Here is a 25,027-nt window from a genome sequence, read left to right on the forward strand (position 1 = left end):
GCAGCGCACACAGCTTTTATAAAGTGTTATAGCAAATAATAGCCATCGTTAACGCATTCAAACATTTAAATTTTTTCATCATTTAACGTTTAAAATAAAAAAGCCCAGCATATAGCTGGGCTTTGTGTGTTGTTATGGTGGGAAATTAAAACTTGTATCTAAAACCAAATGCAATCCCGTCGTCTTCTGAGGCTTCCATTTGCGATTGCTGGTCTTTGTCTTCACTTTCAAAGTCGCTAAAATCTTTACGGGCTTCAGCGTAGGCAATGGTGTTTTCGTCAATTAAGTAATGAACACCAATCACAGCAAACTGACGTTTGAATACATCATTAGGATCGGTATTAAAGTTAGGTTGAATAACGTAATCGTCACCGGCATCTAAAATGTTATAAGCCACAAAAGGGCGCACATCGTTATCAAAACGGTACGACATAAATGTTTCTACACCAATAGAGTCTTTAATTAAGCGCCCTAGGTTATCGGTATCGTGGTTTTCACTTTTATTTATGTTAGCGGCAACGTATAAACCTGGTTTTTCAATGCTGCCCCACATTACACCCGCACCAAAAATTAAGTCTTCAACAGTTTGTGTTGTGCCATCGCCATACGTTACATCAAATTCACCACGGTTTACGCCTGCTGTTAACGTTAGCATGTCGGTTGCGTTATAAGTTACAGACCCACCAAAGGTGTAGTTAAATTCTACTTCTTGAGCTGCGCTGTCGCCATCATTCCACAGGGCTTCACACGCTTCTTCAGAAATGTCATCAACATCACAGGTATAAAATTCGCTGTTTTTAAGTTGCGCTTGAACTGCAAAGCTAAAGTCGTTGTAGCTATTACGGTATTGAATTAGTTTATCACCACGGCCAGTACCATTTACTGCACCGTCGTCTTTATTGTATGTGTAAACACCCGCAGCATTACCATCCCATACAAAGCTGTTATTGGTGCCATAAACTACGTCGTACCACGCACCCCATTGTTTACCAATGGTAATTTGCCCGTACTTTTCGTGCGAAACGCCAGCATAACCTAAACGGTTATATAAAAACTCATCTTGAATAGATTCAAAGCGGTTATTGTAAATAATATCGCTACTACCAACAGGGTTTACACCCCATTCAACTAGCGCTAGTGCCGACCAGTCTTTTTTAAGTTGGCGAGTAAAGCCAAAGTTTATACGCGATGTACCATTTACCACTTCGGTTTGGTTTTGCGTATTAATAACGCGCACATCAAGGTAACCACCTACTTTAATAGTGTTCTTTTCATCCTTATAGAGCTCTACTGCTGAAGCAGCTGGCGCAACTACTATGCTTGTTCCTAATAGTAGGGTTACAAAGTTTTTAATCATTTGTGATGCCTTGTGTGTATTAACTTTAAAAAGTGACATTAAATTTATAAGGCATGAAGACTAGCAAAGCCCTAATGGGCTCAAAAGTGAAAAATAATCAATGAAATTAGCGCCAAAAATGAATAAATATTCACTGGAGGTTAATGGTGTTTTTTATCTGTTAAGGGATATGTTTTTTTTGATTAAAAACTACGTAAATAGTGCTGAAAATAGCGCAAGTAAGTGGGTATTAAATTGAGTTTTTTTCATGTTGGATAAAAATAAAACGCTAGTGCAAAAACTCTAAAAAGCATTTTATATCATAAACATATACCCAGTTATCTGTTTTTTAAAATGCTTTGCGATAAACAATCGACTTATTAAGTTAAACGGGTTTATTAATTAAAATTTAAACCCTGATATGGCGCACAAATCACGCTATTATTTTTAGCTAAGCGCATTTTTTAGTTGAATAAGCATTCACTGGCTTAATTACGTTTTTAGGCACTATTTGTTAGGCATTAATTTACGCCTTTAATGAGTGGAATAGGGCATAGTTCATGCACTTTCAACCTTAAACTTTCATAGAAAAAAAGCTGTATTTAGTTTAAACTGCGCGCAATTTAAATACATCATGTCCCCTTGGAGGGTAGCGCTATTATTAGTACAGCTAACATCACCATGCAATTTGGTGCTAAACCGTTATTTGAAAACATATCTGCAAAGTTTGGCGAAGGAAACCGTTACGGTTTAATTGGTGCAAACGGCTGTGGTAAATCTACATTTATGAAAATCCTAAGTGGCGAACTAGAGCCCTCTGCAGGTAACGTAAGTACAGATCCAAATGAACGTGTGGCTAAACTAAACCAAGACCAGTTTGCTTACGAAGAATACTCTGTAATTGATACTGTGATCATGGGCCATAAAGAATTATGGGATATTAAACAAGAGCGCGATCGCATTTACTCATTACCAGAGATGAGTGAAGAAGACGGCATGAAAGTAGCCGATTTAGAAACTGAGTTTGCCGAAATGGACGGCTATTCAGCTGAGTCTAAAGCGGGTGAGCTTTTATTAGGGGTAGGTATTTCGACAGAGCAGCATTACGGCCCTATGTCTGAAATAGCACCCGGTTTTAAACTACGTGTGTTACTTGCGCAAGTGCTGTTTTCTGACCCTGATATTATGCTACTTGATGAGCCAACCAATAACTTGGACATTTACACCATTAAATGGTTAGAAGATGTGCTTAATCAACGCGACTGCACCATGATCATCATCTCGCATGACCGTCACTTTTTAAACTCAGTATGTACGCACATGGCCGATATTGATTACGGCGAGCTTCGTATTTACCCAGGTAACTACGATGAGTACATGTTTGCAGCAACACAAGCACGTGAGCGCCTATTAAGTGAAAACGCGAAAAAGAAAAGCCAAATTGCTGAACTACAACAGTTTGTATCGCGCTTTTCTGCAAACGCGTCAAAGGCTAAACAAGCAACGTCGCGTGCAAAACGTATTGATAAAATTCAGTTAGAAGAAGTAAAAGCCTCTTCTCGCCAATCGCCGTTTATTCGCTTTGAGCAAGAAAAACAGCTATTTCGTAATGCATTAGAAATGACCAACCTAAGCCAAGGTTTTGAAGACAATACGTTGTTTTCAAATTTAGAAGGTTTAGTAGAAGTAGGCGAGCGCATTGCTATTATCGGTGAAAACGGTGTAGGTAAAACAACCTTACTTAATACGCTTGCTGGGCGTTTAGCACCTAAGTCGGGCGAGTTTAAGTGGTCTGAAAATGCCAATATTGGTTACTACGCGCAAGATCATGCTGACGAGTTTGAAAAAGACATGAACTTGTTTGAGTGGATGGAGCAATGGCAACAAGAAGGCGACGACGAGCAAGTGGTTCGTGGCTTTTTAGGACGCATGTTGTTTTCGCAAAACGATATTAAAAAGTCTGTAAAGGTTATTTCAGGTGGTGAACAAGGCCGTATGTTATTTGGTAAAATTATGATGCATAAACCAAATATACTGTTAATGGATGAGCCAACAAACCACATGGATATGGAGTCTATCGAGGCGTTAAACCTTGCATTAGAAGCGTACGAAGGCACATTACTGTTTGTATCGCACGATCGCCAGTTTGTATCATCGGTTGCTACCCGTATTTGGGAGATAAAAGACGGCCAGGTGATTGACTTTAGAGGCAACTATAGCGAATACCTAGCAAGCAAAGAAGTATAAGCACTTTGTAACTGCAACCCTTTAAAAGCCATGTTTAAACGTGGCTTTTTTTGTTTTTGTGAGTCGCAATTAAACTTGGTTTGGGTATAATACCCGCCTAAAACCGGACATAAGTCCGCTATTTTTAAAATACATTACTGAGGAGTATTTATGACTGTTGGCATTATTATGGGTTCTAAATCAGATTGGCCAACCATGGAACACGCAGCGCTCATGCTCGAAAAATTTGGTATTGAGTACGAAACAAAAGTGGTCTCTGCGCACCGCACTCCTCAACTTCTTGCAGATTATGCAAATTCAGCCGCAGATCGTGGTATAAAAGTGATTATTGCTGGCGCCGGTGGTGCTGCGCATTTACCGGGTATGGCAGCGGCATTTACATCGCTTCCTGTGCTTGGTGTACCGGTTAAATCTAAAGCCTTAAACGGTGTAGATTCATTGTTATCTATTTGCCAAATGCCAAAAGGCGTAGCCGTGGGTACACTGGCTATTGGTGAGCCAGGCGCTGCAAACGCAGGTTTACTTGCTGCACAAATTTTAGGGTGCCAAAACCCAGAAATTTTTGCAAAAATTGAAGCATTTCGTAAAGAGCAAACCGAGACTATTTTAGCTAACCCTAATCCTGCAGAGTAAAAATGAAAATTTTAATTTTAGGTGCCGGCCAACTTGCGCGAATGATGAGCCTAGCAGGCGCCCCCCTTAATTTAAATGTGGTTGCGTACGACGTAGGCAGCCAAAAAATTATGCATCCGCTAACCGGTGAAATTTACACAACCACACTTGAGCAGGCAATTAGTGACGCTGATGCGATTACCGCAGAGTTTGAGCATATTCCCGATGATGTACTTACACTGTGCTGCAACAGTAATAAATTTTACCCAGGAAAAGCTGCCATTAAAACCGGTGGCGACCGCGCATTAGAAAAAGCGTTACTAGATAAAACAAACGTAGCATGCGCGCCGTATCAACTGATCACAGAAAAAGCGCATTTAGAATTAGCGGTTAAAACCCTAGGTAAACCGCTGGTTATTAAAACGTGCCAAGCAGGGTACGATGGTAAAGGGCAGTGGCGTTTAAAATCAGATGACCAAATAGAGCAAATTTGGTCGGAAATGGCTGATTTTATTGCCTCTGGCACACAGGATGCGCCACACAGCATTATTGCTGAAAAAATGATCCCGTTTGACCGTGAAGTCTCTATTATTGGTGCACGCGATAAGCAAGGTAATGTGGCCATTTACCCAATTACTGAAAACGAGCACACCAACGGAGTGCTTACTTTGTCGATTGCGGGTAAAAATAACACGCTGGTTGAGCAGCAGGCCCATAGTGCATTTACAAAAATTGCCAACGAGCTTAATTATGTTGGCGTACTTGCCATTGAGTTTTTTGATGTAAACGGTACTTTACTGGTGAACGAAATTGCGCCGCGAGTTCATAACTCAGGGCACTGGACACAGCAAGGCTGTCATTGTTCGCAGTTCGAAAACCACATGCGAGCTGTAGCGGGTTTACCGCTAGGTAATACAGAACTTAAGCATATTACCGCCATGATTAATGTGCTGGGCCAAGGATGTATTCCTACCGAGGTTTTAACAGTCAGTGATGTAACCAGCCACTGGTACGGAAAAACGGCAAAACCTGGACGTAAAATGGGGCATATTAATGTATCTGCAGATAACATTAATAACCTTGCCGATAAGCTTGGGCAACTTACCGATTACCTACCTGAGCAAGCGTACCCCGGCATTTTAAAAGCTGCTACTGCACTTATGCTAAGTGAGTAAAGGCTGCAATTAACTAATTAAATACCGGCTTATGCCGGTATTTTTTTGTCATAAAAATAGGTATTAATTGTGTAATACTGGTAAAGTCTATTTTTTAATTTTTTGAAGTAAAAAAAATGAAACTAAACATACTTTATGGCGCATTAGCCATTGCCGCTTCATTTAGTTTAAATGCTACAGCCAGCCAAAGCCTGCGTATTGCCACTTTTAATGTGAGTATGGATGCAACTAATCACACGCCAAAAGGCGAGCAAGTTAACCCCGATGCGCTAGTTAATGCTCTAAAATCAAACCACCAGCAAATAAAAAATATAGCCGAAATAATTCAGCGTGTTCGCCCTGACATTATTTTATTAAACGAGTTTGACTACGTACCAAAAGCGCAAGGTATAGATTATTTTAAACGCCAGTTTTTAAATGTAAGCCAAAATAAACAAGCTCCCATTGATTACCCATACAGTTTTATTGCCCCTGTAAATACAGGCCTTGCTACTGAGTTTGACCTTGATAACAACGGTAAAAAAACCGCTGTAATGGGCGATGCACAAGGTTTTGGTTTTTTTGAAGGTCATTACGCGATGGCTATTTTATCTAAATACCCCATTAACCTTGAGAAATTGCGCACGCTTCAAACGTTTAAATATAAAGATATGCCTAATGCGCAAATGCCAATAGACCCAAAAACAAAAGAGAATTGGTATAACACGCAAGAATGGCAGGCGCTTAGGCTTAGCTCTAAATCGTTTTGGGATGTACCTGTTGTAGTAAATAATAAAACAGTACATGTACTTGCCTCGCACCCAACACCGCCGGTGTTTGATGGTGACGAAGACAGAAACGGCAAACGTAATCATGATGAAGTTAGGTTAATTGCCGATTATGTTGCTAATAAAGCCTATATTTACGACGATAACGGCCAAAAAGGCGGATTAAAAGCAAACTCGCGGTTTGTTATTTTAGGTGACTTAAACGCCGCGCCTGAAGGGGATAAAGCACGGGTTGAAACCACTAATCAAATTTTAAGTAACCCACTTATAAATTCGCAATTTGTACCGCAAAGCGCCGGTGCTAAAGAGCAATACCCGCAGCCATATGCAAAGCACTTTACCGCTAACTGGCAAGCGCGTGTAGATTATGTATTACCTTCTACCTATGGGTTTAAAATACAAGACGGCGGGGTGTTTTGGCCCACTAAAAACAGCGAGCAATATAGATTAATAAAAGATAGAAACGCATCGAGCGATCACCGATTGGTGTGGCTCGATTTGCTAATAGAGTAAACTCATCTTTACCGTGAAAATGTGTTATTTATCTTAAAAAATTGCAATAACTCAAGTGCTTCTGCTTAAATACGGCTCAATTATAATAACCGTATAGAAGCACTATGATTTTTAACCTATCGTCATCAAAAACATTAGTAGCGCTTGCTGTAACCTCTAGCATTATGCTTGCAGGTTGTAGTGCTACCGCTAATACCTCTTCATCACAGCAAAGCGCTTTACCAGCAACTTCCGTTGCTGCGGTTGTAAACACACCTGCTGATACTGGCTCGCAAAATATTACGCTAGAACAAGCCATGGCAAATCCTGATTGGATAGGCAACCAGCCTAAAAATGCGTACTGGGCAAGTGATTCAGCCACCATTATTTATGCTCAAAAGCAGCAAGGCAGTAACCTAAACGATATTTATAGCCAGCCAATTAACAGCAAAAAAGCGATGCAAGTATCACTTGATAAACTGCATACTGTAGGTGCTTCTAAAGCGGTTTATTCATCAGATAGAACACTTCAAGCTTATACGTTTAAAGGCAATGTATTTGTTAAAAACCTAACAACGGGTGAACTTAAACAAATAACTGCTACCTCAGCAAATGAGTCTAAACCACAGTTTTTAAACAATGGCGATTTAGTTTACCGCCAAGGTAATGTGTTTTTTAAAGTTGATTTAAAAACAGGGCTAAGTACAGAGCTTGCTAACTTAAAATTGGCCGATGAGCCAAAAGGCTTACAAGAGCCAACTAGTTACATAGCAAAAGAGCAGAACAAACTGATTGAGTTTGTGGCGCTGCAGCATAAAAACAAACAGGATACGCAAACACGCAATGAGCAAATAAACGCGCAAAATAGCTCCATTGCTAACACCGCTTTTTATTTAGGTGATGGCAATGTAATTAAAGAAGCGCAACTATCGCCAAACGGTGATGCTTTAATTGTTGTGCTGCAAAAGCAGCAATCGTGGCGTGATAAAGGCGATATTATGCCTAATTACATCACCGATGATGCCACTATTGTGCCTAAAAAAGTGCGCCGTCGTGTGGCTGATGCAAAAGAGCAAACATCATCGGTGATACACATTAACCTTGTAGATAAAACACAAACGCCACTGAGCTTTGATACGCTACCGGGCTTTGATGAAGATGTTTTAGCCGAGGTTAAAAAAGAAAACTACGCGCGTGATGGTAAAACGTATAAATCTAAAAAAGCGCCACGCGGTATTAACTTAATTACTAATTGGGGTTTAAACCAAGCCCCCATAGTGTGGAACGATGACGGCACGCAAGTTGCCATTATGCTAGAGGCGTGGGATAACAAAGACCGCTGGATAGCCACAATCGACTTTGATAAAAACGAGCTTGTGTCGCAGCACCGCCTGCATGATGATGCTTGGATAGCTTACGCGTTTAACAATTTTGGCTGGTTACATAATTCAAACACCCTGTATTACTTATCAGAAGAGTCGGGCTATAGTCAGCTTTACAAAAAACCGCTTAACGGCAAAGCAACCGCTTTAACTAGTGGCCAGTTTGAAGTATCGGACATTACGTTAACTCATGATAATAGCGCTATTTATTACAAGGCAAACGTAGAGCACCCAGGCCTTTACGAAATTTACCGTGTTAACCCACAAACAGGTAAAAACGAGCAAGTAACTGACCTTAACGGTATGACCGACTACACGTTAAGCCCAGACGAACGTAAATTACTGCTTAAGCACTCTAAAATAACAATGCCAACAGAGCTTTTTGTTGCCGATGCTAAAGCAAACACCACAGCGACACAGCTCACCCATACGGTGTCGGATGAATTTTTAGCTAAAAAGCTCACCGCACCTAAAATTGTTGCTGTGCCATCTAGCCACACAGAGCAACCTATTTATGCCAAGGTGTATTACCCAAGTGACTATGTAGAAGGTGAAACAGGCAAAACCCGTAAAGCGGTTATTTTTAACCACGGAGCAGGGTATTTACAAAACTCACACATGGGTTGGTCTGTGTATTTTCGTGAGTTTATGTTTCATTCATTACTTGCCGATGAAGGTTACATAGTGATGGATATGGATTACCGCGCTTCTAAAGGTTATGGCCGCGATTGGCGTACTGCGATTTATCGCCAAATGGGTACACCTGAAACGCAAGATTTAGCAGATGGCGTTAAATGGATGGCGCAAAACGCAAATGTTGATACCAACGCAGTAGGCACATACGGTGGCTCATACGGCGGGTTTATGACCTTTATGGCGCTATTTACTGCCCCTGAGCTATTTCAATCGGGGGCAGCACTTCGTCCAGTAACCGATTGGGCGCATTACAACACCGCTTACACGGCTAATATTTTAAATCACCCAGATGTAGATCCCATTGCGTATGAGCGAAGCTCGCCAATTTATTACGCAGAGGGCTTAAACAAGCGCTTATTAATTAACGCACCTATGGTTGACGATAACGTGTTTTTTCAAGACTCAGTACGTTTAGTACAGCGATTAATTGAACTTGAAAAACAAAACTTTGAAACAGCTATCTTCCCGGTAGAGCCGCATGGCTTTGTGCAGCCGTCAAGCTGGTTAGATGAATACCGCCGTATTCATAAATTATTTAAAGAAACACTTTAATCTTAAATTTTTAAATTAAAGTATAAAAACAAAAACGCCGCGTTAACTAACGCGGCGTTTTTATAAATATTGAAAAGCTTAATCGCTATTTTTTTAAGTATTTAATTGCTAAAGGTATGCCTAGTAATGTGCCGCCAATAGCGCCAATTAAGTGCGCATCAATGGCAACGGTTGAATCAATTAATTGGCCAATACTGGCATCGGGGCCGTTTACTTGTTCCATTATTATTTTTATCCACACGCCTATAAATAATAAATAACCCGATTTAAGCGACAGGGTAATGTCTTTTACCGCTCCCCAAATAATGACACCATGCAATAGGGCGCTTAACCCCGTGTATATAGATATAGCAGGGCAAAACCATAATACGCCGAGCCCACACCACAGTGCTAAAAAACACACATTAAAGGCATAACGTGCAGGTGATGCGTATTCGCCATGCAGCAACCAAATTAAAAATATGCCTAATGCGTTTAATCCTAAATGCGCCCAGTTAGCATGTACGAATTGACTGGTAAACACTCGCCAAACTTCGCCGTTTTCAATGAGCGCTCGGTTAAATTCAAGTAAATTATTTAAATCAAATGCAGCAAAAACAATACTAAAAAGCATCAAAAATAATGGCGGAAGTAAATAACGAGGTTGTAGCGGTAAATTAAGCATTTTATTATGTTTTTTTAGTCAAAATTTTTGCATATTGTGCCCGTTTAACTTTAAGATGCCAAATACAACTACGTAATTAAGTGTTTTTAGTATTTTTATGCATTTTAAACTTAAGTCATTATTTACTATTGGTTTGTTTGCAGTAACGCTGCCAACAATAGCAAAAGAACCTGCAAAATTAGAAATTCGTGAGCCAGAAGCCACCACCTCAATTGTACAAAAACAATTAGTAACTGGTGATCAATACATGGTGGCCGCGGCCAACCCGTATGCCTCACAAGCTGGACAACAGATTTTAGCTAAAGGCGGAAGCGCGGTAGATGCGGCAATTGCAACGCAATTAGTGCTTACCTTAGTTGAGCCACAATCATCGGGCATTGGTGGTGGTACATTTATGATGTACTACAACAAAGCCGATAACCTACTTACAAGCTTTGATGGCCGTGAAACCGCGCCGCAAAATGCAGACGAAAACCTGTTTTTAGATAAACACGGTAAAGCCGTTAAGTGGATTGAAGCAGTTGTTGGCGGTCGCTCTGTGGGTGTGCCAGGTATTTTGCATGCCTTTGCAACTGCGCATCAACAATACGGTAAACTTGCGTGGAGCGAGTTATTTAAGCCCGCTATTAAACTTGCCGAGCAGGGTTTTGAGGTGTCGCCACGTTTACACGGTTTATTGGCACGCCAATTAAACCCAGGTGTAATGAGTATGCCGGTGATTAACGAGTACTTTTACCCTAATGGCGAATTAATTAAAGCCGGTACGATTAAAAAAAATCAGCCCTTAGCTAATTTATACAAAGACATTGCTAAACAAGGCATTGATGCATTTTATAAAGGCGATAACGCTAAGCAAATGGTAAACGCAGTGCAAAATTCAAAAATTGCACCGGGTACATTAAGCGAATCAGACCTGGCTAATTACAAAAGCAAGCAACGCGACGCGGTATGTATTAAATACCGTGCTTATAATGTGTGCTCTATGGCACCACCGAGCAGTGGTGGTGTAGCGGTATTACAAATTTTAGGCTTGCTTGAACACAAAGACATGAGCGCGCTTAAACCTAATAGCGAAGAGGCAATTCATTACTTTAGCCAAGCCTCACGCATAGCATTTGCCGATCGTAATATGTACATGGGCGACCCTGATTTTACACAAGTGCCTACCAAAGAGCTGTTAAATAAAAAGTACATTGCATCGCGCGCCAAGCTTATTACTGAGCAAGACACAAAAGCAGAAGCAGGTAATCCGGTAGGCTACTTAAGCTACGCAAAAGATGATTCTTTTGAGTTGCCATCAACATCGCATGTATCCATTGTAGATAGCTTTGGTAATGCCGTATCAATGACCAGTTCAATTGAAATGGCGTTTGGCTCAACTGTGATGGTTAATGGCTTTATTTTAAATAACCAATTAACCGATTTTGCGCTTTCGCCACGCATTGACGGCAAATTAGTAGCTAACCGCGTTGAGGCGGGCAAACGCCCACGTAGCTCTATGTCGCCGGTAATGGTGTTTAACAACGACGGCAGCTTACGCTTAGTGGTTGGCTCGCCAGGTGGCAGCCGTATCATTGATTACGTAGCGCAAGTGGTTATTGGTGTGCTGGATTGGAATTTATCGGCGCAAGAGGCGATTAACCTGCCAAGAACCACCAATCGTAACGATTACACGAGCCTTGAAAAAGGCACTGCGCTTGAAGCCATAGCCCCACAATTAACTAAACGCGGCCATGCGGTACGCGTACTTGATTTAAACTCTGGCTTACATGCCGTAGAGGTTAAAAACAATAAATTGTATGGCGGTGCCGATCCGCGCCGTGAAGGGGTTGCTTTGTCGGATTTAACTGACAAAAACGCCACTATCAAATTTTAATTTATGTATAATAGCCATGCAGGCAGTGAAGCCTGCATGTGTTTTCTCTCAATGGTCTGACAAGCTTAATTGTCATTGCAATTTAACCTTTTACAATGATAATGGCAGATCATAACTTAAGACTCCGTTAAAGCCTGGAAATATGACAACTAATACTGATCCTAACTACCTTTATATTCCTTACTCTGGCCCTGGCCTAATTGAAACTCCGCTTTTAAACAAAGGCAGCGCGTTTAGTAAAAAAGAACGCGAAAACTTTAACCTTGCGGGTTTGCTTCCTCCACGTTTTGAAACAATTGAAGAGCAGGTTGAGCGTTGTTATCAGCAGTATTCAAGCTTTAACGATAACTTAAACAAGCATATTTACTTGCGTGCCATTCAAGATAACAACGAAACACTTTACTACCGTTTAGTGCGTGATCATCTTGAAGAAATGATGCCAATTATTTACACGCCAACGGTTGGTGATGCCTGTGAAAAATTCTCAGATATTTACCGCAGTGCACGTGGCTTATTTATTTCGTACGAAGATCGCTATCAAATTGACGACATTCTACGTAACGCCACCAAAGGCAAAGTAAAAGTAATTGTGGTTACCGATGGCGAACGTATTTTAGGCCTAGGCGATCAGGGTATTGGTGGCATGGGTATTCCTATTGGTAAATTATCACTTTACACAGCGTGTGGTGGTATTAGCCCAGCGTACACATTACCTGTAATGCTTGATGTAGGTACTAACAACGAAAAACTGCTAAATGACCCTATGTACATGGGCGCGCGTCATAAGCGTATTGCGCAAGATGAATACGATGAGTTTTTAGACTTGTTCATTAAAGCAGTTAAACGTCGCTGGCCAAATGTATTACTGCAGTTTGAAGATTTTGCACAGCCAAACGCTATGCCTTTACTTAAACGCTACCGTAACGAAATCTGTAGCTTTAATGATGACATTCAAGGTACTGCAGCGGTAACTGTAGGCTCTTTATTAGCTGCGTGTCGTGTTAAAGGCTCAACCCTTAGCGAGCAAAAAGTGGTATTTGTTGGCGCAGGCTCAGCCGGTTGTGGTATTGCAGAGCAAATTATTAGCCAAATGGTGTTTGAAGGCATTAGCGAAGCACAAGCGCGCAGCCAAGTATTTATGGTTGACCGTTTTGGCCTACTCACTGAAGGCATGGAAGGCTTACGCGATTTCCAACAAGCACTAGCGCAACCACAAGCTGCATTAAGCGAGTGGACTTACAGCGGCGAATACGCTTCATTATTAGATGTAATGCACTGTGCAGCACCTGATATTTTAATTGGTGTATCGGGTCAACCGGGCTTATTTACCGAGCAAGTTATCCGCGCTATGCACTCAGGCTGTGAGCAGCCGATTATTTTCCCATTAAGTAATCCATCTAAGCAGGTTGAAGCACACCCAGCAGATGTTATTAAATGGACTGAAGGTAAAGCACTTGTAGCAACGGGAAGCCCGTTTGAGCCAGTAGAATTTAATGGTGAAGTGTTCCCAATTCCACAATGTAACAACAGTTATATTTTCCCAGGTATTGGCCTAGGTGTAATTGCAGCAAAAGCAACACGCATTACCGATGCAATGCTGAGTATGTCGAGCGAAATGCTTGCTGAGTCATCACCCCGTGCAAACACCGGTAAAGGCAGCTTATTACCTGCACTGACTGAAATTGAAACGTTAAGTAAGCGTATTGCATTTGCAGTGGCTAAAAAAGCAATTGAAGAGGGCGTAGCTCTTGAGATTAGCGACGATGCACTGTGGGCTGCTATTGATAAAAATTACTGGTTACCTAAATACCGTAACTACAAACGTTGTAGCATTTAATTACGCTAAGTAACGTAAAGTAAATAAGGCTGTACGTTGCGTTACAGCCAGTTACAAAAAAACAGGCAATTGCCTGTTTTTTTGTGCTTGTTCATTTATTGTTAACCACGTAGGCTCTTTAATGGTGACAACAAAAATACAATGGATAATGCAATGAAAACACACATTCTTTTATTAAGTAGCGCAATTGCCTTAAGTACCTTAAGTGTTGATGCGCATGCAAACTCAACACCTAACGCTCCTCATATTTATGTTAAAGGTGAAGCAACCGTAACCACTATGCCTGACTACGTACAATTAAGCGTAGGCATTGTAGAAATAGATAAAGACCTAATTGATGCTAAAAACAAGGCCGATAAAACCATGGCTAAAGCGATCAAATTAGTAAAAGAGCTTGGCATTAAAGACGGTAATATTAATGCAGGGCATATTTCTATAAATCGCGAAAGCCAATACAACAGAAGCTCTGGCGAGCAAGAGTTTAAAGGCTTTAGAGTGTCGCGCACGTTAAGCGTTAAACTCTCGCAAATCGAAAAATATCCTCAGCTGTTACAAAACCTAGTAAATAACGGCATTAACCAAATAAACCAAACGCAATTTTTAGCGAGTAACTATGAAGAGCTGCACAAACAGGCGCAAAAATTGGCCATTCAAGATGCCCGTAAAGCCGCTAAAGAACTAAGTGCCGATTACGGCGTTGAGCTTAAAGGGTTATATACGGCATCGCTAAGCCCGATGAACGTACCTGCGCAGCCTTATGCACGCTCAGAAAAAACCATGATGGTGGCAGATAGCGCACCCGGTAATTTTGTTCCTGATGCGTATCATGCTGGAGAAATTAAAGTAACAGCGTCTAGCTATGCGGTTTACTTTATTGACTAATATGTTGGCAGGTAAAACGAGCCACTAGTTTATCCCCTTGTGGCTTGCTAATACGGGCAATAGCGTTAAGCATGTTGGTAATTTCTTGTCTGTCGTATTCGTTACTTACATGCTCGTTTATGTCATCTACAATGGCATTTAAGTAATTAAATAGGCTGTTTCGGGCTGCATCATTGCCATGCGCTACAAACAATATATTTTTAAATGCCTCTAAAACGTTCGTCATTACATACGCATCGCCTTTTGCGTAATTACGCAGTGGCGTAAAGTTATCGTGCAGTAACTCATCAAAACTGGTTTCGTGTATAAAGAGTAGCGGGGCGTTGTCGCTGTGTTTAAACGAATAGTTTGTATCGTTAAGCGACAGGCGCTCAATTAATATAATACTCAGCATATCTATCGATTTAACCGCTGTACCGGGGTCGTTAATACCTGGGCTCATTGCTTTAACGGCAATTTCTGAAATTTGCGTTAATCCATAACGGTAATGATCGCTAATGTACTCTTCTATATAAAAAATAAAGCAGTCTAAAATTTTGGCAATAAGTTCTTCGTTGTTAGAAATGTCTTTATCACATTTTAAAAACGGATAGCCTTTAACAGTAAAGTAACCTTGGTTTACCGAGATATACACCCGAATATTTTCCTCGGCTAATATGGCGCATAACTTATCTGTATGCACCCCTTTGTAATAACCCTCGGTGGTGCTATTAACTGAGTGCCACTGTGTAAAATCAGGAAAGTCAGTGAACGGTTTTTCTGATTGCCTATCGACAATGGCTTTAATTTCGCGTTTAGTTTGGCTAAATAAACCGTTAAGTACATTATCTACTTGAATGGCTTTAGATATTGAATGAATAAAAAATACAAACAAGCCAAGCGATACTAAGCCAAACACCAATGACAGCAGCACCCCAAGCGATGGAATAGCGGTATCGCCACCTTCAAGCTTATTAATATTAATGAGCATAATAATTGAGTAAATTATGCTGCCTAAATAAAAGCCCAATACCATTTGATGCGACTTACGGGTAATAAGCCCAGGTACAACCCGCGGAGATAAACTGGCACTGGCCGAATTTAAAACCACCATCACCATAGAAAAACTAAACACCGTAAGCGATATAATACTGCCTGCTAGCGTGCTTAAAATGGTGCGGGCATTTTCGGCGCTATCTACCAGCACAACAGATATAAACGCCTTGAGTTGCTCTACAGGCGCTATGTATTCAAGCGACATGGTAATTACAGCAAAAAGTAAAAAACCAACCGAAAGTACAGAAGGGTAAAAGCCAATGCTGTTGATCATTTCACGATAGCGGTCGGCTACTTTGCGAGGGACAAACATAAATTCCTTTCATTACGTTATAAAATTCAACTAATACACACTGTAGCATAGTTACTAAGTAAACTTATGATTGTGCAAAACTATGTTATTATTGCCAAAAATAAAACAGGACAACACCGTGATAGTTTCTACGTATGCTGCGCTTTTAGCGTTTTATTATATTTACTTAAGTTTTAATGTGATCAAAGTGCGCCGCAGTGAGCAAGTGTCGCTTGGCGATAACGGCAACCCTAAATTACAACGTGCTGTGCGTGCCCATGCTAATTTTATGGAATACGTACCCTTTGCGATTATTTTGCTTTTTTTAGCCGAATACCAAGGCCTTGCCAGCCATTATTGTAATATTTTAGGGGGCGCATTATTAATAGGGCGCGTTTTTCACAATTTAGGCATTGTTGAAAACAATCTTAAATATCGCCAAATTGGTACCATTGCCACCTTTTTAGTGATGGTTATTAGTGCCTTTTTATTGCTTGTAACACGCAATAGTTAGTAATAGCTGTTATGAGTAAAATATTTATAATAGGGCTTCCGCGTACAGGCACCACTAGTGTATGCCATGCTTTTTTAGAGTTTGGCATTGCCACGGCGCACACTGCGTACACCTCGTATTGTTTTGAAAACGCTACAGCCATAGCCGATACCCCTGTGTTTAATGACTACCCAGCGTTAGATAGCCATTACCCCGGCGCTAAATTTATATATTTAGCGCGCGAAAAAACACCCTGGGTTGCCTCAATTAGGCAATTGCTGCTGCGAATGCATACTAATTTAACGCGCCCAGACGGCGGTTTTAATATTCATATAAAACGGTGTTACTTAACGACCTTTACTGACTTATCGATTGATAATATTAACCAAGATGATTATTTAGCAAAGTGCTACAACACACATTTAGCCAACGCGCGTGAGTATTTTAAGCACCGCAGTAACGACTACTTAGAAATTGATATAGCAAAGCCACAAAGTTTTGCCGAGCTTACTGCGTTTTTGGGCATTAAAAGCGAGCGCACCGACTTTGAAAAAATGAACATAGGCGGCAAAGTGACCGCATGGAACGATATTAAACACCCGTTAAAAATTGACTCAACAGCAAAAGGGCGCATAGATAAGCATTTACCTTATATGCGTTAATTTTGCCCTGCGCTGCAAGATTTTTACTATTAAATACGCTAAAATCCCCGCATTATTTTTTAAGTAGTACAAAAAATGTTTGAATTAAAATACAACACCCCCTTTGAATGGACCGAAGCGGTTTTAGCCGACTTTAATACGTTTTTACAAGACCACGCTGCCGCTGAAAAAAAGGCATCGGGCATGGCTATTTCTATGCTGTCTCATTACCCAGACAAACGTAAACTGGTAAAAGCTATGACCGATTTAGCGCTTGAAGAGTTAATACACTTTAAACAAGTGCTTAAACTGCTTATTGAACGCGATACTAATTTAGGTGATGACAAAAAAGATCCATACATAAAACAAATACGCGCTTTATTTAGACATGGCCGTGATGGATTTTTAATGGATAGATTACTGGTTGGCGGCGTTATTGAAGCCCGCGGCCACGAGCGCTTTTCATTGGTTGCTCAAGCATTACCAGAGGGTAAAGAAAAAGACTTTTATGTGGCGATTGCTAAATCAGAAGAAAAACATAAAAACTTATTTGTAGAGTTAGCGTACGAATACTTTGATAAAGAAGAAGTTGATGTTCGTTTAGAAGAACTACTAGTCGCTGAAGCTGAAATTTGTAAAAATATTCCTTTTACTGCCGCACTGCATTAATACTTTTGGCACAAAGCACTGCTTTGTGCCTTCTCTCCTAACTTCATTTGCATTTTGCAAATCAAAATACTAAAGCCGCCTGTGCTTACATCTCCGATCATTTTAATTTATTGAATTTAAAGCTAAATATTAGCTGGTCTTAAACTTGCTCTGTTAATTCAACGCATACTTGAGGACGCGCATATGTTTAAAGCCATTATTTTTGTAATACTTTTTTTACCGTGCTGTGTATACGCCAAGCAAAGCAATTTAAATTACATAGAAAACGCCAATGGCGATAGAGTAAAAAAAGTATCCCACTTAGTTAAGTGGACCCATACTCGCTTTGTATTTAACCGCGATATAGCACGTGTTGCGCTAGGCCACGAAACCACACTCGATGTAAACGTAGTAAACGGACGCGAGCTATTAATTTTAGCTAAAAAGTTGGGCCGCACCTCTATGATGGTGTGGTATGACGACAACACATCAGAAACATTTTTACTGGGTGTGACCGAAGACTACAGCGTACTTGAAAATGCCCTTAACGATATTCACCCTAACTTAGCGCTCACCATCGCACCTGATAGACACGCAGTAGTTCTACGCGGCGAAGTACCTACGCTTAATTATCGCCATGCAGCCCACGAAGCGGCAAAAAACTATTTATACGCTAGTAGCTCGCAATCGGCGCAACCTGTTATTACCTCTGCGCCTAACCAAGGAATGTTTAATTCTTTAGCGCAGCGTTTACAGGGCATGGGTAATTTAAACAATGGCTTAGCACAAAGCTCAAGTAAAGTAGCGATTATTAATCTTATTAAAGTTACGCAAGCGCCAAAGCCTAAGGAAGCGCGCATAGCGCAGGTGTTAAAATCGATGGGGGCTGACAAAGTAACTGTAAAACGTATTTCGGTTGATGAATTATCAAACGATGATAACGATGTGTTTATGCTCAGCGGCACTGTTAAAAATCAAATTGAACTGGTGCGTTTGTTAAATACCATCAATAAATTATTTGAACCAGAGCAAGCAAGCCAAGCACCCACTTCGGCACTAGATCCAAACGGGCTTATCAGTAGTGCAACGCAAAACGAAACAAGCGCTATTGAAGTACTCGCAAATGAGTCTGGCGGGTTATTAAATGACGATTCTGGCCTGACTTTAAGCAATGTTAATTCAAACGTAGCGCGGGCTACTTTGCTTTCGGTGGCTAAAGGTAAAGTGCTCTCAAGCATTGAAGTAGAAGACTTACCTCAAGTGAGGGTGTCGGTGCAGCTTTATGAAGTTAATCAGCGCCGCTTAAAGCAATGGCGTCCAGATATTAGTGTGCTTTCGAATGGGTATAACAACGAGCAAGGTTTATTTGGCCTAGAAGGCATGAATGCCCGTGAGTCTGGCTCAGCATCAATAGAAAACGCACTGCAATTAATTGGCGGACAATTAACAAATAACTTGCAGTTATCAACCTCGCAATTTGCCATTGATATGTTGTTTTCTTTGCTAGAGCAAGAGGGAATTTCAAGAACGCTTTCGCGACCTACACTTACCGTACTTGCAGGCGAAAGCGCGGTATTTAAAGTAGGCGGCGAAGTGCCAGTACCTACAAGCTACAGCCCATCTGGCGTTACCAGCGGGCAACAAGGTAACAGCGGTTCAGTGTTTAGTGGTACTGAGTTTAAATCCTTCGGCGTTGAGCTCAATGTTCGTGCTTTAGTGGATGACAAAGACCGCATAACCCTTGATTTAAATCCTGTTATTTCATTGCCAGACACCACACTCACAGCAGAAATAGCACAAAGCACCGGCAGCAGTTTAAACAGCAGTGCATTTAATACGCGCAGCATGCAAACATCTACCCGTTTACAAGACGGACAACCTTTAATTATTGGTGGCTTAATTAGTACAGATAACAACGCCAGTCACGACTTTGTACCTGATGCAAACGGCGAGAGCCTGTTAGGTAAATTAAGCGAAACAACCAGTAAAAGCGAAAACAACCGCGAGTTGATTATTGTGGTTACCCCTAATTTAGTCCGCGAGCCGGTTAATAATTTACGTGTGTGGCAAACAGTTGATTTAGATAGCCAAATGGCCAGTTTTATACAGGAGCAAGGGTTATGAAAATAATATATATCGTTATTTTACTGAGTATATCGGGCTGCGCACATATAGATTATGCGCCCAGTGTAAACCCACATACTGCACTAAGTGATATTGTTACTAAGTATGCACTAAACAGCAGTGATTTAACTTGTGAAGGGGTAAGCGCGGTTAATTGTTTAGCCTTAGTGCATGAGCTTAATCAGTTAATGCTTGAGCACCCAAACAATAAGGTTATTTTATCTGTATCAGCTTATGCGCTGTATAAAAGCGGACGAGCTAATCAGGCGCAATCGGTAATAAACAAGCTTCTTAATTTACCTAATCCGCCTTTAAACGCGCTATCTTTAGGTATTAACTTGGCTATTGAGCAAGGCAATTTAGCCAAAGCTAAACAAATTGCCCAATACGCTATTGATGAATTTGGTACTGAGGCTTCACCGTATTTACAAATGGCGTCTATTTATTATGCGCAAGGGCATTATGTTATCGCAGCTAATTATTTAGAGCTTGCCTATAAATTTGGCACGCGTAAAAGCCATTATTACTATCACAAAGGGCTAATAGCTGAGGCGACACCTGATAACGCATTGGCGTGTCATTATTATAATGAGGCAATAGGTTTTGATGCGCAGCACAGCCAAGCCACAGCGCGCTACGCGAAACTTTCGGTACTTGGTAATTGTAAAAGTTAAGGCCGCAAGGCCTTTTTATTTTATTAAACTACGCACTCCTTAGTTAAACCCGCTCATAAAAAGTAAAAACAACGTACCGACCTAAACAATTAAAATAGACTTACTGTCGTTGTTTAAACCTAGCTCACTTTGCAAATACCCCACATCTAATTGCTCGTCTCTCTTACTTTTAAAAGCTTGCCATAAATGAGTTAACACCTTGCCTTTTAATTAATCTCTGCTTGCCTTGTAACGCACTTTAATAATGATTTGCAAAATGCGAATCATAACAAGGATAAGCAAAGCATATTTTAAATAATAAAATTAAACTGTTGATTTTTAATGATTTAATTAATGGCACGGTCCTCGCTATATATAAAGTGGGCATAAGCTCTAACACATTTAAGGTGATCATTATGAAAACTATGAAAAGCAACTTAAACGGTAAAAAACAACAAGGCTTTGTACTTACTTCTGAGCTAATTATTCTTTCAACTTCTATGGTGGCAGCGCTGGTAATTGGTTTATCAACCTTACGAGACTCTGTAACCAGCGAGCTTGAAGATGTTGCAGAAGCAATTGGCTCGTTAGATCAAAGCTATGTATTTGATGGCATGATCAACGCCGAAGGCACTGCAGAAATTTCAGGCTCTGGCTATGTTGATGCAGTAGATGTTTACGCAGGTGATGGTAGCTCGTTTACTTTTGTTGCCTCTGACTTTAGTGAAAGTGCTGCACTTATTAATGCAACGCCAAGTGGCGATGCTGCAACACGTACAGCAGCAGGTGGTTCACAAGGTAATTAAAATTATAACTACCTAAATCACACTGCCACAACCGTGTGGCAGTGAAATTTGTCAGGAGGAAATTATGAAAAGTAAAAATAATAAAGGGGCGACTACCGCTGCACTCACCTTACTTATCACCTCTGGCATGTTGGCCTCAGCGCTTGGCATCAGACAAGTAAACGAACAAGACTTAGTTACTGCCTGGGTGGTAAATAAAAATATGTCGGCGGGGCAAGTAGTGAGTGTGCACGACATTAGCCAAAAAGATGTAAACCCCAGTAACTATGCAAATATGGCGCTAAGTATACAAAATCCCCGCGCCTTTATTGGTAAGCAATTAGCCACTAATAAAATGGGTGAACAACCACTATTTGAAACAGATTTTATGCAGGTTAAAAGCCAAAATTTATCAGAGGCGATCCCCGCAGGCAGAGTGCTGTATACATTAAAATTAACCACTTTAGATATTCCATTATCGCGGGTGCACAAAGGCGACCGCTTAGATATTGTTGCTAAAACAAACCGGCTTGTAAGAACCGTTGCGCGCGATGTGCAGCTTATTGGCATTTCAAAGGGTCCTAGCAGTAAAGCGCAAAAAAATGGCGTGATGGACAGCCTAGCAAAAAAAGAGCCGGCAACCAGCGCGGGTGTGTCATTAGTGTTGGCTGTACTTCCTAAAGATGTGTATTCGTTAGCCGCAATTGATACCCAAGATAAGGTATCAATAATTGTGCACAGCGCTTATGACATTGAACAAGGGCGCTTACAAAATTTCTCCCAATTACAAACTAGCCGAACAATTCAAGTGGTTAAAGGCGTTAAAAACCAAGCTGTTTATGTAGCTAAGTGAGGCGCTATGTTTAATTTATCAAGTAAACCAGAGTCTGTAGAAACCAATTTAAATACCTTTGAATCACTTAAAAAAATTCTCCACGATGCAGTAATTGAAGAATACGAGCAAGACCCAAGTGCTTTACTGAATGATGCGCTGCTTGAAAAAATATCTGCCCTTTGCAGTGATATTGACGAATTTGCACAATCATCATTTAATAGCCATCAACAAGCTCAAGTAGTACAAGCCGTTTACGACGAAATACAAGGTTTAGGACCAATAGCGCAATTTATGCTGGATGACCAAGTAAGCGATATTTTAATTAACGATACGCAAAATATTTGGATAGATAAGCAAGGTAAATTGCTATGTACAGCCAGTAAGTTTGACGATGAACGTCACTTACGTCGTTTTGTTGATAGATTACTTGATAGTTGCGCTCGACAAGTTAACGCACTGACTCCCATTGTAGATGGCAAACTAAAAGATGGCAGCAGGGTACATATTGTAGTGCCACCGGCATGCACCAGTGCTGCTATTGTTTCGATTAGAAAATTTAACCACAAAAAAATTAACGATGATTTTTTAATCGAAAATAAGTTTTTAAGCAAAAACTGCCTCACTTTTTTAAAAACCGCGGTGGCCTTAGGGGTTAATATTTTAGTATGTGGAAATGCCGGCGCAGGCAAAACTACTTTGTTAAATGTACTGGCTAATTCAATAAATACCAACGAGCGGGTAGTAACTATAGAAGAAAGTGCAGAGCTAAATTTGCATCATAATCATGTGGTGCAGTTAGAGGCGCACGACACCAACAGCGATGGAAAAGGCGCCGTTACCCTGCGTGATTTAGTAAAAGCGGCACTAAGAATGCGCGCCGATAGAATACTCGTAGGTGAAGTACGCGCAGGTGAAGTAATAGACATGCTGCAAGCCATGAACTGCGGCCACCAAGGCTCAATGACCACCGTACATGCTAATAGTGCAAGCGATGCGGTAACCCGATTATCAACGCTAGTGCAATTACATAACGCGCAGCTAAGCGATACCCACACCAGCGCATTAATCGCATCAAGCATTCAGTTAATTGTGCATGTTTCTCGAAATACAAACGGTGTAAGAACCCTAAAAAGTATTGGCGAAATAAAGCGAGTAGACGCACGTGCGCAATACTCTGCGCTGTATAGCGTAAGTGATACCGAGCAAGTAAATGATAAGGCAATTAGTACCTCAAGCGTGGTGAGCTTTATGCAAAGCCAAGGTGCCAACGCAAACGAAATAAGTGCATTACTGCAACCGGACAGGGAGCGTAATTATGAATAAGCTTGATTACTTACTGGCCATAGCAAGTGTTATGTCATTTACCTTAGCACTGAGTGTTTTTATAACACTTAAAGTAAAAACACACGCTGCAAATACTAAGCACGAGGTTGATGTACTTGAAGATAAAGACATTATCACAGTGTCACTGCGGGTACTTGGGATTAACATCAGTAATGCTTTATTTATAAGCGTTGCTTGCTCGCTTGCCACCAGTACTTGGTATGTTGCACAGTACTTTTATCCTCAAGCAACTACAAGTGCATTAATTGTTTCTTTGGTTGTATTTATAACCTGCTTTATAGTGATTATTGATTTAGCACACTATAAATTAGCCAAGTTTGAGCACTTATTTTTAGAGTACATAGAAACCGTACAATCGTGTTTAAGTACTGGGCTTTCACTTGTTCAGGCTATGCAATTTGCCGACGAACACGCCGATAAATACATTAAACCGCAAAGTCATTTATTACTGCAGCGCTTAAATATGGGCAGTGATATACAAAACTCGTTTGCCCCTTTAATTAAACGCTACAACTGCGAAACCGTGCGGTTATTTGCACATAGCATAATTACTCATACACAAAGCCAGTGCGATTTAACTGACATGCTTAAAAGTGTATGCAAAATGATGTCGTTAAGAACGCTAGATCGCCAGCAGCTCAAAGCTAAGCTTTCTGGTACTAAATACGCTGCGCTGTTTAGTGGCGTTTTACCCTACGCTTTAGTGCCTTTATTTAATTACACCGATCCAACCTGGTTCGATCCGCTGTTAAATAACCCCAATGGCATGGCCTTTATTACCGTTGCTGTGCTTTGCCAGTTATTTGGCTTTTTATGGCTTCGCCTAAGCTTGAGGGTAACGCTATGATAGACATATTTTTATTTGTTGGCTTATTGGTAAGTATGGGTGCATTTATCCATATTCAAAAGCAGTCATTAAAGGCTGAGGTTCAGCAACCTATCAAAACAAATATAAATTGGTATCCATTAATTGTTATTTCAAAAAACCAATTTAGACAAGCAGGGTATCAGTTAAATAAAATTTTGTTGAGCATGTACTGCTTTAAAATGGCCGCCACATTTTGTGCTTATACTGCCATAGAGATCACTGGTTATGTATTAAGTACACCGCTTGTAGCCATTATCTGTTTTATTAGCTTTTTTGCGCCTGATATGTGGTTTTTATTTAAAAAAGGCCAGCGTAAAGTACAAATTAACAATAGCTTAGAGTTTTTTTTAAGTGTGCTGTTAGTGTATATGCGCGCTGGCTTTTCGCTAGAGCGCGCATTTGCTTTAGCGGTTGATCACGGGTTAAGTAAAAAACACCCTTTATATAAAGAGCTTAAACTATTTTTGTTTGAGCTCAGTGCCGGTAAAGACCGCGAAACAGCCTTTAATTCGTTATATGACAGAACAGGGGTCTCGGGTTTAAAAAAATTAGCTAATTTAATGCTTATTGGCTCTAAGCTTGGCACCCCGTTAATACAGGCGGTTGAGTCACAATTAGAAAGCTTTGCGCTTAAAAAAAATATTTTATTAGCTAAAAAAGTAAATAAAAAAGCATTGCATACCACCTTTCCCATTATCTTAATTTGTTTTCCTATGTTTTTAGTACTGGTGTTTTTTCCTGCGGCGCTGCAGGTAATGAATGTACTAAAAATGCTGGTTGAAGTGCTATAG

Annotated in this window: 21 protein-coding genes; 18 read left to right on the plus strand and 3 right to left on the minus strand. The window is 40.6% G+C overall.

The window, feature by feature from the left end:
- Positions 1–145: 145 nt before the first annotated feature.
- Positions 146–1,357 carry a porin gene (locus PSH41_RS03970; protein WP_273588253.1) on the minus strand — a complete coding sequence of 404 codons (1,212 nt, stop codon included), beginning with the start codon at positions 1,355–1,357 and terminating at the stop codon, positions 146–148.
- A gap of 636 nt (positions 1,358–1,993) precedes the next feature.
- On the opposite strand from PSH41_RS03970, the gene PSH41_RS03975 reads away from it, so the two are divergent.
- The 5 genes from PSH41_RS03975 to PSH41_RS03995 all read left to right on the plus strand — a co-directional run bounded on the left by PSH41_RS03975 (position 1,994) and on the right by PSH41_RS03995 (position 9,259).
- Positions 1,994–3,583, plus strand: a complete 1,590-nt coding sequence (locus PSH41_RS03975; RefSeq protein WP_083901794.1) for an ABC-F family ATPase — start codon at positions 1,994–1,996, stop codon at positions 3,581–3,583.
- Positions 3,584–3,733: 150 nt separating this feature from the next.
- Positions 3,734–4,216 carry a 5-(carboxyamino)imidazole ribonucleotide mutase gene (gene purE / locus PSH41_RS03980; RefSeq protein ID WP_024033606.1) on the plus strand — a complete coding sequence of 161 codons (483 nt, stop codon included), beginning with the start codon at positions 3,734–3,736 and terminating at the stop codon, positions 4,214–4,216.
- Positions 4,217–4,218: 2 nt separating this feature from the next.
- Entirely contained in the window at positions 4,219–5,370 is a 1,152-nt protein-coding gene (locus PSH41_RS03985) for a 5-(carboxyamino)imidazole ribonucleotide synthase (RefSeq protein WP_004586607.1), read from the plus strand.
- 116 nt (positions 5,371–5,486) lie between these two features.
- Positions 5,487–6,650: an endonuclease/exonuclease/phosphatase family protein gene (locus PSH41_RS03990; RefSeq protein ID WP_273588252.1), complete on the plus strand. Its 1,164-nt coding sequence runs from the start codon at positions 5,487–5,489 to the stop codon at positions 6,648–6,650.
- A gap of 104 nt (positions 6,651–6,754) precedes the next feature.
- Positions 6,755–9,259 (plus strand): S9 family peptidase, encoded by a 2,505-nt coding sequence (locus PSH41_RS03995; protein WP_273588251.1) that lies wholly within the window; start codon positions 6,755–6,757, stop codon positions 9,257–9,259.
- An 85-nt stretch (positions 9,260–9,344) separates the two neighbouring features.
- Here PSH41_RS03995 and rrtA read toward each other — a convergent pair whose 3' ends face one another.
- Complete coding sequence (rrtA, locus tag PSH41_RS04000) at positions 9,345–9,923, minus strand: rhombosortase (protein WP_273588249.1); 579 nt, start codon at positions 9,921–9,923, stop codon at positions 9,345–9,347.
- Between the two features lie 97 nt (positions 9,924–10,020).
- Between rrtA and ggt the strand changes: the two genes are divergently transcribed.
- The 3 genes from ggt (at position 10,021) to PSH41_RS04015 (ending at position 14,518) form a co-directional block, all read left to right on the plus strand.
- Positions 10,021–11,799 carry a gamma-glutamyltransferase gene (gene ggt / locus PSH41_RS04005; protein ID WP_273588248.1) on the plus strand — a complete coding sequence of 593 codons (1,779 nt, stop codon included), beginning with the start codon at positions 10,021–10,023 and terminating at the stop codon, positions 11,797–11,799.
- A gap of 142 nt (positions 11,800–11,941) precedes the next feature.
- Positions 11,942–13,636: an NAD-dependent malic enzyme gene (locus tag PSH41_RS04010; RefSeq protein WP_029773682.1), complete on the plus strand. Its 1,695-nt coding sequence runs from the start codon at positions 11,942–11,944 to the stop codon at positions 13,634–13,636.
- Positions 13,637–13,789: 153 nt separating this feature from the next.
- Complete coding sequence (locus PSH41_RS04015) at positions 13,790–14,518, plus strand: SIMPL domain-containing protein (RefSeq protein ID WP_004586601.1); 729 nt, start codon at positions 13,790–13,792, stop codon at positions 14,516–14,518.
- Here the strand turns inward: PSH41_RS04015 and PSH41_RS04020 are convergent.
- Positions 14,508–15,866 (minus strand): DUF2254 domain-containing protein, encoded by a 1,359-nt coding sequence (locus PSH41_RS04020; protein WP_064385350.1) that lies wholly within the window; start codon positions 15,864–15,866, stop codon positions 14,508–14,510. The two genes, PSH41_RS04015 and PSH41_RS04020, sit on opposite strands and share 11 nt — an antisense overlap.
- Before the next feature lie 118 nt (positions 15,867–15,984).
- Here PSH41_RS04020 and PSH41_RS04025 point away from each other — a divergent pair, with 118 nt between their 5' ends.
- The 10 genes from PSH41_RS04025 (at position 15,985) to PSH41_RS04070 (ending at position 25,027) form a co-directional block, all read left to right on the plus strand.
- Complete coding sequence (locus PSH41_RS04025) at positions 15,985–16,359, plus strand: MAPEG family protein (RefSeq protein ID WP_054982679.1); 375 nt, start codon at positions 15,985–15,987, stop codon at positions 16,357–16,359.
- Positions 16,360–16,370: 11 nt separating this feature from the next.
- Complete coding sequence (locus PSH41_RS04030) at positions 16,371–17,000, plus strand: sulfotransferase (protein ID WP_064385351.1); 630 nt, start codon at positions 16,371–16,373, stop codon at positions 16,998–17,000.
- A 75-nt stretch (positions 17,001–17,075) separates the two neighbouring features.
- Positions 17,076–17,648, plus strand: a complete 573-nt coding sequence (locus tag PSH41_RS04035; RefSeq protein ID WP_024033616.1) for a tRNA-(ms[2]io[6]A)-hydroxylase — start codon at positions 17,076–17,078, stop codon at positions 17,646–17,648.
- 183 nt (positions 17,649–17,831) lie between these two features.
- The gene (locus PSH41_RS04040; protein WP_273588247.1) at positions 17,832–19,751 is read left to right on the plus strand and encodes a pilus assembly protein N-terminal domain-containing protein; all 1,920 of its coding nucleotides are present in this window, start codon (positions 17,832–17,834) and stop codon (positions 19,749–19,751) included.
- On the plus strand, positions 19,748–20,425 hold the full coding sequence (locus tag PSH41_RS04045) for a tetratricopeptide repeat protein (protein ID WP_064385355.1): 678 nt from the start codon (positions 19,748–19,750) through the stop codon (positions 20,423–20,425). The genes PSH41_RS04040 and PSH41_RS04045 overlap by 4 nt, the downstream gene beginning before the upstream one ends.
- A 395-nt stretch (positions 20,426–20,820) precedes the next feature.
- Positions 20,821–21,210 (plus strand): hypothetical protein, encoded by a 390-nt coding sequence (locus tag PSH41_RS04050; RefSeq protein ID WP_024033620.1) that lies wholly within the window; start codon positions 20,821–20,823, stop codon positions 21,208–21,210.
- Between the two features lie 64 nt (positions 21,211–21,274).
- Entirely contained in the window at positions 21,275–22,042 is a 768-nt protein-coding gene (locus tag PSH41_RS04055; protein WP_273588246.1) for a hypothetical protein, read from the plus strand.
- Positions 22,043–22,048: 6 nt separating this feature from the next.
- Positions 22,049–23,347 carry a CpaF family protein gene (locus tag PSH41_RS04060; protein ID WP_064385357.1) on the plus strand — a complete coding sequence of 433 codons (1,299 nt, stop codon included), beginning with the start codon at positions 22,049–22,051 and terminating at the stop codon, positions 23,345–23,347.
- Positions 23,340–24,215, plus strand: coding sequence for a type II secretion system F family protein (locus PSH41_RS04065; RefSeq protein ID WP_064385359.1), 876 nt, complete (start codon positions 23,340–23,342; stop codon positions 24,213–24,215). Before PSH41_RS04060 ends, PSH41_RS04065 begins: the two co-directional genes overlap by 8 nt.
- Positions 24,212–25,027: a type II secretion system F family protein gene (locus tag PSH41_RS04070; RefSeq protein ID WP_064385362.1), complete on the plus strand. Its 816-nt coding sequence runs from the start codon at positions 24,212–24,214 to the stop codon at positions 25,025–25,027. Before PSH41_RS04065 ends, PSH41_RS04070 begins: the two co-directional genes overlap by 4 nt.

The organism is Pseudoalteromonas sp. CST2 (assembly GCF_028599385.1).
In the GTDB taxonomy this organism is placed as follows: domain Bacteria; phylum Pseudomonadota; class Gammaproteobacteria; order Enterobacterales; family Alteromonadaceae; genus Pseudoalteromonas; species Pseudoalteromonas atlantica.

Coding starts and splice junctions, on each gene's coding strand:
- PSH41_RS03970 (WP_273588253.1), bottom strand. CDS start 1,357: ATGATTAAAAACTTTGTAACCCTACTATTAGGAACAAGCATAGTAGTT.
- purE (WP_024033606.1), top strand. CDS start 3,734: ATGACTGTTGGCATTATTATGGGTTCTAAATCAGATTGGCCAACCATG.
- PSH41_RS03985 (WP_004586607.1), top strand. CDS start 4,219: ATGAAAATTTTAATTTTAGGTGCCGGCCAACTTGCGCGAATGATGAGC.
- PSH41_RS03990 (WP_273588252.1), top strand. CDS start 5,487: ATGAAACTAAACATACTTTATGGCGCATTAGCCATTGCCGCTTCATTT.
- PSH41_RS03995 (WP_273588251.1), top strand. CDS start 6,755: ATGATTTTTAACCTATCGTCATCAAAAACATTAGTAGCGCTTGCTGTA.
- rrtA (WP_273588249.1), bottom strand. CDS start 9,923: ATGCTTAATTTACCGCTACAACCTCGTTATTTACTTCCGCCATTATTT.
- ggt (WP_273588248.1), top strand. CDS start 10,021: ATGCATTTTAAACTTAAGTCATTATTTACTATTGGTTTGTTTGCAGTA.
- PSH41_RS04010 (WP_029773682.1), top strand. CDS start 11,942: ATGACAACTAATACTGATCCTAACTACCTTTATATTCCTTACTCTGGC.
- PSH41_RS04015 (WP_004586601.1), top strand. CDS start 13,790: ATGAAAACACACATTCTTTTATTAAGTAGCGCAATTGCCTTAAGTACC.
- PSH41_RS04020 (WP_064385350.1), bottom strand. CDS start 15,866: ATGTTTGTCCCTCGCAAAGTAGCCGACCGCTATCGTGAAATGATCAAC.
- PSH41_RS04030 (WP_064385351.1), top strand. CDS start 16,371: ATGAGTAAAATATTTATAATAGGGCTTCCGCGTACAGGCACCACTAGT.
- PSH41_RS04035 (WP_024033616.1), top strand. CDS start 17,076: ATGTTTGAATTAAAATACAACACCCCCTTTGAATGGACCGAAGCGGTT.
- PSH41_RS04040 (WP_273588247.1), top strand. CDS start 17,832: ATGTTTAAAGCCATTATTTTTGTAATACTTTTTTTACCGTGCTGTGTA.
- PSH41_RS04045 (WP_064385355.1), top strand. CDS start 19,748: ATGAAAATAATATATATCGTTATTTTACTGAGTATATCGGGCTGCGCA.
- PSH41_RS04050 (WP_024033620.1), top strand. CDS start 20,821: ATGAAAACTATGAAAAGCAACTTAAACGGTAAAAAACAACAAGGCTTT.
- PSH41_RS04055 (WP_273588246.1), top strand. CDS start 21,275: ATGAAAAGTAAAAATAATAAAGGGGCGACTACCGCTGCACTCACCTTA.
- PSH41_RS04060 (WP_064385357.1), top strand. CDS start 22,049: ATGTTTAATTTATCAAGTAAACCAGAGTCTGTAGAAACCAATTTAAAT.
- PSH41_RS04065 (WP_064385359.1), top strand. CDS start 23,340: ATGAATAAGCTTGATTACTTACTGGCCATAGCAAGTGTTATGTCATTT.
- PSH41_RS04070 (WP_064385362.1), top strand. CDS start 24,212: ATGATAGACATATTTTTATTTGTTGGCTTATTGGTAAGTATGGGTGCA.